This is a genomic window from Rhodococcus sp. 15-2388-1-1a (assembly GCF_002259145.1).
Lineage (GTDB): Bacteria > Actinomycetota > Actinomycetes > Mycobacteriales > Mycobacteriaceae > Rhodococcoides.
Map to the genome: position 1 here is coordinate 221979 of NZ_NPFP01000022.1, position 9703 is coordinate 231681.

Below are 9703 nucleotides of genomic sequence, written 5' to 3' on the forward strand. Positions count from 1 at the left end.
ACGATGCGCCCCGAGTCCGTGACTCGGGGCGCATCGCTGTTCGGTCGGGCGTCAGTCCTTCTTGTCGAGCGAGTCCGGCTTGTGCACCGCGTCCTTGCCCGACTTGTCACTCTCGACGCGGTACTGCGGCTCGTCCTTCGATGCCTTCACGGTGCGGCCTGCGGCTTCGGTCTCGGAGGTGATCTTCTCCACCACCGTTCCCTCGGTCGTGGTGCCGTGGGTCTTCCATTCGACCTTGTCGCCCTTGTGCAGTTCGTCTTTCGCCATGGTCAGGGTGTCCTTTCGCCGGTGATGTCTCACGTGCGCTTACCCGCGGGAGTGGCGGCGCAATCAGGTGGTTCCCAGAGCCGGTGCCAGCGTGGTGAACCAGGCTTCGCGCAGCTGATCCTCGAACAACGGCCAGGTGTGCGCGCCCTCCTCGCGCATGGAGACCGTTGCCGGCACATCGGCTCGGCGCAGGGCGTCGACGAAGATCGATGTGCAGTGGTTGACCATCGCTTCCACCACCATTCCTCCGAACGGCGGGATCGCGCCCTCGGGGATGCGATCCACCGGTCCGGGGAGCCCTCGAGACGAGCTGACATACACCGCGGTTCCGCGTAGACGCTCGACGTTGAGCGACGGGTCGTGATCGCGCCACCCCTGACTTCCCGGCAGGCCCCACATGTTGAACGGGTTGTTGAGTCCGCCGGCGATCATCGCCGAGATGCCCGCAGTGGCAAGCGGGTTGGAGGGTGCCGGACACCCACTGAACGACGCGGCCGCGTCGAACACATCCGGGGCCTGGATCGCCAGGTCGAGTGCGGGACCACCACTCATCGACAGCCCCGCCACGCCGCGCCTGCCGGTCGATCCGTAGGCCGCGTCGACAGCGGCGGGTAACTCGCGGCTGAGGTAGGTCTGCCACATGTTGCTGCCGAGCACCGGATCCGTTGTCTGCCAGTCGGTGTAGAAGCTGAAGCGGCCGCCGATCGGTGCGACGACGGTGACGTTCTTGTCCAGGAAGAAATTCTCGACGCCGGAGTTGTTGAGCCACCCGACGCCGTCCTCGTTACCGAGTGCGCCGTTGAGCAGCACCAGAGTGGGTGCGGGTCCACCGTCGGGGGAATGCAGCACCTCGTTGGAGATGACGCGATTCATGGACGGGGAGAACACGTTCAGCACAGCGCGAGTCGCCGACACCTGATGGATGCCGACCGCTCCGGCAGCCGCGTCGGCCGATCCCGAGTTCCCCGGCAGCGCCTGCGCCGTCGTTCCGGTCATCAGCATCGACGCCACCGCGGCGGCCGTCACGACCACAGCGGATCGAGTTCGCTTCTTTCTCTTCTGTCCCACACGCAACATCAGCACCAATCGAGGGTCGCACGAATTTCGCTTCCTACCGCTAACGATCGGATTACGAAACCGATCGGTCCGTTCACTCGCGGCGGTCTCGATCGGCCCGTATCCGCGCGGCCTGCAGCGTCAGATGGTGCCGCTCGGGGATCGACGACGCCTGCTCCGCCGCCTGCACGCACAGGTCGGCAGCACGCAGCAGATCACCGGCCTTCTCGCACAGGTACGCGGCCGCCGCCGTGTGCCGCGGGACGGCCGGATCGACCTCGCCGAGCGCCTCGAGCCCCGCCGCCGGACCGTCGGCCTCCCCGATCGCCACCGCTCGATTGAGTCGCACGACGGAACTGTCGGTGAGAGCGAGCAACTCGTCGTACCACTCGACGATCTGCGGCCAGTCGGTCTCGTTCACAGTCGGCGCATCGGCGTGCAGGGCGGCAATGGCCGCCTGCGTCTGGAACTCGCCCAACCGATCCTGCGCGAGCGCTGCCTGCAGAATCCACACTCCCTCCGCTATCAGCGTTGTGTCCCAACGAGATCGGTCCTGCTCCGCGAGCGGGATGACGTGGCCGTCGGATCCGGTCCTGGCCGAACGGCGTGCGTGGTGCAGAAGCATCAGCGCCAACAGCCCGGATGTTTCCTCGACGTCGGACAGTTTGGCCAACTGCCGGGTCAACCGGATCGCCTCGGCCGCCAGATCGACGGCGCCGGTGTACCCCTCGTTGAAGACGAGATACAGCACCCGTCGCACCGTCCCGACGTCCCCGGGCGCGTCGAAACGCACGTCGCGCACTGTGCGTTTGGCTCGGCTGATGCGTTGCGCCATGGTTTTCTCCGGAACCAGGTACGCCTGCGCGATCTGCCGCGTCGTCAATCCCCCGACGGCACGCAGCGTCAGCGCCACCGCTGCCGCCGGACCGAGCGACGGGTGCGCGCACAGAAAGAACAACTGCAACGTGTCGTCGACGCCGCCCACTCTGCCGGGATCCGGTTGCGCAGCGACTCGATCCTCGCGGGCTCGTCGCGCCTTCTCGGAGCGTTGCGCGTCGAGAAACTGTCGCCACGCGACGGTCACCAGCCAACCCTTCGGGTCTGTCGGCTCGGCGTCGACCCACGTCGAGTTCGCCTGTACCAACGCCTCCTGCACGGCGTCCTCGGCCGACGCGAAATCTGCTCCGCGGTGGACGAGGACGCCGATCACTGCGGGCGTCAATGCCCGCAGCACCTGGGGGTCCATGGTGATCGTCAGTCGGCGATCGTGGGAGGAGCCTCCATGAACGGGCGCAACTCGAGCCACTCGTCGATCGGTTTGCCCCCTGCGCCCGGCGCAGCCGACAGCTGTCCGGCCAGCTCGAGCGCGCGATCGTAGGAGTCGACGTCGATGACCATCCAGCCTGCGATCAGGTCCTTGGTCTCCGCGAACGGACCGTCGGTGACGGGTGGTTTCCCTTCCCCGTCCGAGCGCACCCACGTTCCCTCGGGGGCCAGGGCCTGCGCATCGACGAACTCTCCGGTCTTCTCGAGCTCGGCGGCGAAATCTCGCATGAACTGGATGTGGTCGTTCACTTCGGCAGGGGTCCACCGGTCCATGGGAACCCAGTCGGCCGGCTCGGGGGCTCCGCGGTAGTGCTTGAGCATGAGGTACTTCGCCATGGTGTCTCCTGACAGTCGGTGCGGCCATTCTTGCCGCATTCGACCCTGGGACGAAGCCGGTCCGCCGATTTCTACACGCTCGACGGAAATTGATCAGTGCATCGTGCGCCCTGCCGAGCCGAGCATCTGTGTCGCCTCGACCACCCGAGCCGCCATCGCCGTCTCGGCCGGCTTGCCCCAGGATCGGGGGTCGTAGGCCTTCTTGTTTCCGTACTCGCCGTCGACCTTGAGAACCTGGTCGTACTTGCTCAGCATGTGACCCGCGATGGATCTGGTGAACGCGTACTGGGTGTCGGTGTCGATGTTCATCTTGATCACCCCGCTGGCGACGGCGGAGGCGATGTCTTCTGCGCTGGATCCCGATCCACCGTGGAACACCAGATCGAACGGGTTGTCCTTACCGGTCTCGGCTCCGACGACGGCCTGGATCTCGGCAAGAATTTCCGGGCGTAGGTGCACCGAGTCAGGGTTGTAGACACCGTGTACGTTGCCGAAGGTCAGGGCAGTCATGTATCGACCGCGCTCCCCTGCGCCGAGCGCGGCGATCGTGGCGCGCGCATCGTCGACAGTCGAGTACAACTGTTCGTTGATCTCGTGTGAGACGCCGTCCTCTTCCCCGCCGATCACGCCCACTTCGATTTCGAGGATCGTGTTCGCCTGCACCGACAGATCGAGCAATTCGCGAGCGACACGCAGATTCTCGTCGAGCGGCACGGCCGAACCGTCCCACATGTGCGATTGATACAGCGGGTCGAGTCCGCGTCCGCGTCGGTCGATGGCGTCGGCCAACAGTGGCCGCACCCAGTCGTCCAGATTCTCGGCGGGGCAGTGATCGGTGTGCAGAGCCACCGAGATCGAATAGTGCTGCGCCACTTCGTGGGCGTACTGCGCGAGCGCCTTGGACCCGGCGAAGCGGTTCTGCACGGCGTTGCCGGACAGATAGAGCGCGGTACCGACCGATACCTGAATGATGCCGTCGCTCTCGGCCTCGGCGAATCCTTGCAGAGCTGCGTTGAGAGTCTGCGAGCCGGTGACGTTGATCGACGGGTAGGCGAATCCACCCTCCTTGGCGCGATCCAGCATGGCGGCATACTGGTCCGGACTGGCAATCGGCATGAGCTGTCCTATCTTTCGGGTGCGGCCGGCATGTCGACTGATGGTGCCGTACAGCCGCAGGAATTTCGGTGGGTGAAGGTGGTCGGTACGCGGATCGATCGGGGCGCGTCCTCGCGCCCCTCGATGCGGCCGAGGAGTAGGTCGGCTGCGGTTCTGCCGATCGTTTGCACGTCCTGAGCCGCGGCCGTGAGCCGGGGCTCGAACAGGTCCGACCACTCGAAGTCGTCGTAGCACACGAAGGCGAGGTCGGCGGGAATCGACAAACCCAGGCCACGAACGGCTTTCAGTGATCCGATGGTCATCGAATTGTTCATCGACACCAGAGCCGTCGGCCGATCCGGACCCGACATCAGTCCACGCACCCGAGACTCGGCCACCTCGACACTGGACCGACCGTCGAGGATCAACCTGGGATCCAACTCGATTCCTCGATCGGCCAGTGCGCGGGTATAGCCGTCGAATCGCTCTGTGGTGGAGGAGATCCCCTCGATGCCGCGAACGATCGCGATGCGGCGATGTCCGGCGTCGAGAAGGTGGGTCGTGAGTTCGTACGCCGACACGTCGTTCTCCGGACCCACCTGATCACACGCGACGTCGAGCATCCGGTCGATCAGCACCAGAGGCGTTCCGCTACGCACGATCTCGGGAATCGTGGAGAACTCCGAGCCCGCTGCAGGCGCGAGAATCATGCCGTCGACCTGACGGTCCAGCAACGAGTCCGTCACTCTGCGCTCGGAACGCGGCTCGTCGTGCGAATCACCGAGGATCAGTACGTAACCGGCCTCGGACAACCGCTCCTCGACGGCATGGACCAGGCTGCCGAAGTAGGGGTTGGTCAATGCGGCGATGGACAGTCCCACGGTGTGAGTCCGACCTGCCGCGAGCGATCGAGCGACGACGTTGCGCCGGTAGCCGATCTCGAGAATCGCCGCGTCGACGCGTTGCCTGGTGGCGGGATTGACGTTGCGGGTGCCGTTGAGCACATGTGAGACAGTCGATACCGATACCCCGGCCAGGCGGGCGACATCGTCCATCGTGGGCATGTCAGACGGCCCAGCGCTGTCGGGTCTCGTGGCTTTGTGGAATCGTCATGTCAGCCGCAGGATTCGATCGGCGCGGCGCGCAGTCGACCCGATCAGTTCCGCGTTGCGCTCGTCCGATCCGAGAGCCCAGAACTCCGCATCCTCGTGCGACTTTCCGTAGGCCTCGTGCCGAGCCACCAGCCGTTGGTGCCGAACCTCGGTGTGCGGAGCCAGGAACCAGACCTCGTCGATCATCGCTCGCGCCGACGGCCACGCGTCGGACTCCATCAGCAGGTAGTTGCCCTCGGTGATGACGAGCGGGACAGTCGACGGCACCGGGATCGAGGACCCGATCGATTCCTCGATCTCTCGGCGAAATCTCGGCGCGTACACGACGGGACCACCTGGTTGCTGATCGTGCACGGCCGCGATGAGCCGCGCGTAACCACCGTCGTCGAACGTGTCGTGGGCACCCTTGCGATCGAGCCGGCCCAGCTCGATCAACACCTCGTTGGCAAGGTGGAATCCGTCCATCGGAACCAGTACCGCGAGCTCCGGCCCGAGCGCGTCGACGAGTTGCTGTGCCACAGTGGACTTTCCGGCACCCGGTGCACCGGTCAGGCCGAGTATGCGCCGCTCACCGGACACGGCCAGCTTTCGTGCCAGCTCCACGAGTTCTTCGAGGGTGGCTTCCTGTACGTCCTGGTCAATGCTCACCGTTGTCGCTTTCGAGTCCGCGGATGGGAAGTTCGTGTAGCCACACTCTGGGGCCGATCACCGAGCAGCGCAGTGCGGCAACCCGAGCCGACCTGTCGATGCGCTCGGAAAGAGAGCCTGGCTGCGTGGAGTAGTAGGCATACGCGCCGTGGAACGCATCCCCGGCACCCAGAGTATCGACCACTGCGACCGGCTTCACCTCGACCGATCCCGACGATCCCTCGGACCACCATTCGACGGGCTCGCCGCCGTGGGTGGTGACGACGGTTCGTACGCCGGATCCGACGAGCGCCGCGGCAGAGTCCGCTGTGTCCGAGGTGCCGGGGGCGCGAAAGTCCGCCGAGCACACCATGTCCGTGGCGTGCGGAATCAACTCGCTCATCACCGGTTTCCAACGACCGGCGTCCACGACCAACGTGGTGACCCGCGCCGCCGCATGTTCCGCGGCGGCGCAGGCGATCAGGGGGTGGTGCCCGTCGACGAGAACGACGTCGGCACCGGCAACGACGGCCTCTAGACCCTCCGGCGGCGAGGCGTCGGAGTTGACGGCGTCGGCCGAGACGACCGACCGGTCCCCGGTCGATTCGATCACCGTCACCGCCGAGACGGGAACGGACCTGGTGGAGCCCTCGGCCGCGTCGATCACCCGCACTCCGAATTCCGCCAGGTCGGCCTTGACCAGCGCTGCCACCGGATCGTCTCCGAGCGCGGTGACGAGCACAGCCGTCCCGCCCAGCGCAGCGAATGTCACTGCCGCGTTGGCGGCAGGACCTCCCGCCGCGACGAACTGGGCACTCGAGGTGATCTTCTGGTTGGGTGCCGGCGCTGCCGACACTCGATGAATGATGTCGAGTGTCGCCAGCCCGACGAAAACACCGACCGGACTTGTCGATTCAGAGTCCGGCACGTTCATCGTCGGTCGGCTCCTCCGCGCCGGTCATGAGCGCGACGACCTCGGACATGGTGCGGTTCTTCGGATCCACGACGCCCGCCCGCTTGCCGAGACGGTGGATGTGAATCCGGTCGGCGACCTCGAACACGTGCGGCATGTCGTGGCTGATGAGCACCACCGGAATGCCTCGGTCGCGGATCGTGCGGATCAGATCGATCACCATGCCCGACTCCCGCACGCCGAGTGCGGCCGTCGGCTCGTCCATGATGATCACTCCGCGTCCGAACGCTGCCGCCCGGGCAACTGCCACGCCCTGACGCTGACCGCCGGAGAGCGTCTCGACCGCCTGATTGACCGACTTGATGCCGATCTTGAGATCCTGCAGGTGCTTCGAGGATTCCTCGCGCATCCGCGGCATGTCGAGTCGACGAAAAAGACTGCCGCTGATGCCTTTACGCTTGATCTCGCGTCCCAGATAGACGTTCGACGCGATGTCGAGAGCCGGAATGACGGCCAGGTCCTGATAGACCGTCTCGATGCCTGCCGCTCGTGCGTCGCGCGTGTTCTTGAACGACACCGGCGAGCCGTTCATCAGGATCTCACCCGAATCCGGAATGACAGCCCCGGCCAAAGCCTTGATGAGACTGGACTTTCCGGCACCGTTGTCACCGATCACCGCCAGCACCTCACCGGCCCGCAACTCGAAGTCTGCACCGTTGATGGCCGTGACGCTGCCGTAGGTCTTGACCAGACCACGCGCTTCCAGAGCGAGGGTGGCACTCACTGTGACCTCCTACGTGCGAATTGATCGACGGCCACCGCGACGATGACGAGAATGCCGGTCGCGACGTTCTGGTACAGGCTGTCGACGCCTGCCTGCGTGAGCCCGTTGCGGAGCACACCGACGATCAGAGTTCCGATGAGAGTGCCGATGACGGTGCCGCGGCCACCGAACAGGCTGGTTCCACCGATGACGACCGCGGTGATCGTTTCGAGGTTGGCGTTCTGATAGGCGTTCGGATCGGCGTTGGGGATCCGTCCGAGCGCTGCCCATGCCGCGATCGCCGCGATGACACCGGTCACGATGTAGACCGAGAACAGCACGCGTCCGGACTTGATGCCGGAGCGGTCCGAGGCCTGGGGGCTACCGCCGACTGCGTAAATATGCCTGCCCCAAGAGGTTTGGGACAACGCGTACCACATCACGGCGTACACCAGCAGCATCACCACCACGCCGTAGGTCGTGGAGAAACTGCCGATCTTGAACGAGGTACCCAGCAGCGTCAGTGGTCCGCTCGGCACCTGGTAGGTCTCGGAGCCGGCCAGCAACCTGGTGGCTGCCTGGATCGCGGTGAACGTGCCGAGTGTGACGATGAACGGTGGCAGTCGCAGCATCGTCACCAATCCGCCGTTGATCGCACCGAACGCCACACACACGGCAAGCGTGGAACCCAGTGCGACCACCGGACCGTTCGCGCCTGCCGACTGCGCCATCACGATGGTGCCCATCACCGCCACCGCACCGATCGACAGATCGATACCGGAGGTCAGGATGATCAGCGTCTGGCCGACAGCGAGAATGCCGACGACCACCGACTGCTGCAGAATCAGAGAGACGTTCTGCGGGTTGAGAAACGAGCTCGAGATCGAGCTGAAGACGATGACGGCGATGAGGAGCGCGGCCATCGGCCCGAGCAGCGGTTCACGCAGGATGGTCCCCACGTTGAACCGGCTCGGAGCCTTGGGAGGCGCAGCGGTATCGGTACTCACGAATCAATTCCCTGTGTTCGCCGATACTTCGCGATCAGCCCCAGCAATTCGCTTCGCCCCACGCGGTGTCCTGGGATTCGATGCCGGCTACCGGCTTGTCGGTGACGAGCTGCGAGCCGGTGTCGTTGAAGCCGCTGGGCTTGGTGCCGTCCTGGGCGAACTTGACGACCGCGTCGACGCCCTGCTCGGCCATCTTCGCCGGGAACTGGAGCACCGTCGCGCCGATGATGCCGGACTTGACGTTCGCGATGCCGGTGCAGCTACCGTCGATGGAGCCGATGGTGATCTGATCGGCGCGGCCGGCGGACTGAATCGCCTGGTACGCACCCGCCGCGGCGGGCTCGTTGATCGTGTAGAGCGCGTTGACGCCCGGTGCGCGCTGCAGCAGGTTCTCCATGGCCGTCTGCGCCTTGGTCTGGTCACCGTTGGTGTTCTCCTGGCCGACGATCTCCGACGAGCTGTCGGTCAGGCCCATGCCTTCGAGGAAGCCGTCGTGACGGAAGGTGTCGACCGTGCCGCCCGCGGTGCCGTCGAGCATGATGACCTGGGGTGCAGTTGTTCCGAGCGTGCCCTTGACCCATTCGCCCTGGCTGACGCCTGCGGCCTTGTTGTCGGTCGCGAAGGTGGCGTCCACCGCGTCCTCGGGATCGGTTGCGGTGTCGAGGGCGATGACCACGACGCCGGCGTCACGTGCCTTCTTGATCGCGTCCAGGACTCCGGTGGACGAGTTCGGGGTGATCAGAATCCCCTTCACGCCCTGTCCCACCAGGTTCTCGATCGCTGCGACCTGTCCCTCGTTGTCACCGTCGAATGCACCGGCCAGAGCCACCAACTCGGCACCACTGGAATCCGCCTTCGCCTGTGCGGCCTCGCGCAACTTCACGAAGTACGGATTGGAATCCGTCTTGGTGATGAGCCCGACCTTGACGCTGTCCGAGTCCGAGCTGCTGCACGCGGTGAGGCCGAAGACGAGCGAACCGGCCATGAGCACGGTCCCGATCGTCAGCGCAGACTTCCGACGGTGATTGAACATGTGGACTCCCTTGTCCCCTAGCCACGCGGTCGCGTCGCTCGATTGCAGGAGCCTAAGACCGATACAAGCGCTTGCGCATGCGCTTTCGCGAAACAAACTCGGAGTCTTTTTCTGACCGACCGGCTGACCGGTTCGTGACGGGGGTCACGTGATCGTCGAGTCCCGCCC

The 9703-nt window shown here is 65.2% G+C and carries 11 protein-coding genes; all 11 read right to left on the bottom strand.

The genetic code is table 11. The features are described 5' to 3' along the window. Positions 1–51: 51 nt before the first annotated feature. The 11 genes from CH302_RS15545 to CH302_RS15595 all read right to left on the bottom strand — a co-directional run bounded on the left by CH302_RS15545 (position 52) and on the right by CH302_RS15595 (position 9535). A complete protein-coding gene (locus CH302_RS15545) occupies positions 52–267 on the bottom strand; it encodes a DUF2945 domain-containing protein (RefSeq protein WP_037194440.1) in 216 nt (71 codons plus the stop codon). A 63-nt stretch (positions 268–330) separates the two neighbouring features. Further along, a complete protein-coding gene (locus tag CH302_RS15550; protein ID WP_255138263.1) occupies positions 331–1293 on the bottom strand; it encodes an alpha/beta hydrolase in 963 nt (320 codons plus the stop codon). Positions 1294–1417: 124 nt separating this feature from the next. After that, the gene (locus tag CH302_RS15555; RefSeq protein ID WP_037194439.1) at positions 1418–2569 is read right to left on the bottom strand and encodes an RNA polymerase sigma factor; all 1152 of its coding nucleotides are present in this window, start codon (positions 2567–2569) and stop codon (positions 1418–1420) included. A gap of 8 nt (positions 2570–2577) precedes the next feature. Further along, positions 2578–2985, bottom strand: coding sequence for a YciI family protein (locus tag CH302_RS15560; protein ID WP_037194437.1), 408 nt, complete (start codon positions 2983–2985; stop codon positions 2578–2580). Between the two features lie 93 nt (positions 2986–3078). Further along, positions 3079–4101: a class II fructose-bisphosphate aldolase gene (gene fbaA / locus CH302_RS15565; protein WP_037194434.1), complete on the bottom strand. Its 1023-nt coding sequence runs from the start codon at positions 4099–4101 to the stop codon at positions 3079–3081. Between the two features lie 8 nt (positions 4102–4109). Then, entirely contained in the window at positions 4110–5144 is a 1035-nt protein-coding gene (locus tag CH302_RS15570; RefSeq protein WP_037194431.1) for a LacI family DNA-binding transcriptional regulator, read from the bottom strand. 45 nt (positions 5145–5189) lie between these two features. Beyond that, positions 5190–5840, bottom strand: a complete 651-nt coding sequence (locus CH302_RS15575) for a nucleoside/nucleotide kinase family protein (RefSeq protein WP_037194429.1) — start codon at positions 5838–5840, stop codon at positions 5190–5192. Then, a complete protein-coding gene (locus CH302_RS15580) occupies positions 5830–6753 on the bottom strand; it encodes a PfkB family carbohydrate kinase (RefSeq protein ID WP_037194427.1) in 924 nt (307 codons plus the stop codon). Before CH302_RS15580 ends, CH302_RS15575 begins: the two co-directional genes overlap by 11 nt. Next, entirely contained in the window at positions 6734–7516 is a 783-nt protein-coding gene (locus tag CH302_RS15585) for an ATP-binding cassette domain-containing protein (RefSeq protein WP_037194425.1), read from the bottom strand. The genes CH302_RS15580 and CH302_RS15585 overlap by 20 nt, the downstream gene beginning before the upstream one ends. After that, the gene (locus CH302_RS15590) at positions 7513–8502 is read right to left on the bottom strand and encodes an ABC transporter permease (protein ID WP_037194422.1); all 990 of its coding nucleotides are present in this window, start codon (positions 8500–8502) and stop codon (positions 7513–7515) included. Before CH302_RS15590 ends, CH302_RS15585 begins: the two co-directional genes overlap by 4 nt. A 34-nt stretch (positions 8503–8536) precedes the next feature. Further along, positions 8537–9535, bottom strand: coding sequence for a substrate-binding domain-containing protein (locus CH302_RS15595; RefSeq protein WP_037194420.1), 999 nt, complete (start codon positions 9533–9535; stop codon positions 8537–8539). Positions 9536–9703: the final 168 nt, after the last annotated feature.

Bases quoted from the DNA above. Each gene is read 5' to 3' on its own strand.
- CH302_RS15545 (WP_037194440.1), bottom strand. From the start codon at position 267: ATGGCGAAAGACGAACTGCACAAGGGCGACAAGGTCGAATGGAAGACC.
- CH302_RS15555 (WP_037194439.1), bottom strand. From the start codon at position 2,569: ATGGACCCCCAGGTGCTGCGGGCATTGACGCCCGCAGTGATCGGCGTC.
- CH302_RS15560 (WP_037194437.1), bottom strand. From the start codon at position 2,985: ATGGCGAAGTACCTCATGCTCAAGCACTACCGCGGAGCCCCCGAGCCG.
- fbaA (WP_037194434.1), bottom strand. From the start codon at position 4,101: ATGCCGATTGCCAGTCCGGACCAGTATGCCGCCATGCTGGATCGCGCC.
- CH302_RS15570 (WP_037194431.1), bottom strand. From the start codon at position 5,144: ATGCCCACGATGGACGATGTCGCCCGCCTGGCCGGGGTATCGGTATCG.
- CH302_RS15580 (WP_037194427.1), bottom strand. From the start codon at position 6,753: ATGAACGTGCCGGACTCTGAATCGACAAGTCCGGTCGGTGTTTTCGTC.
- CH302_RS15595 (WP_037194420.1), bottom strand. From the start codon at position 9,535: ATGTTCAATCACCGTCGGAAGTCTGCGCTGACGATCGGGACCGTGCTC.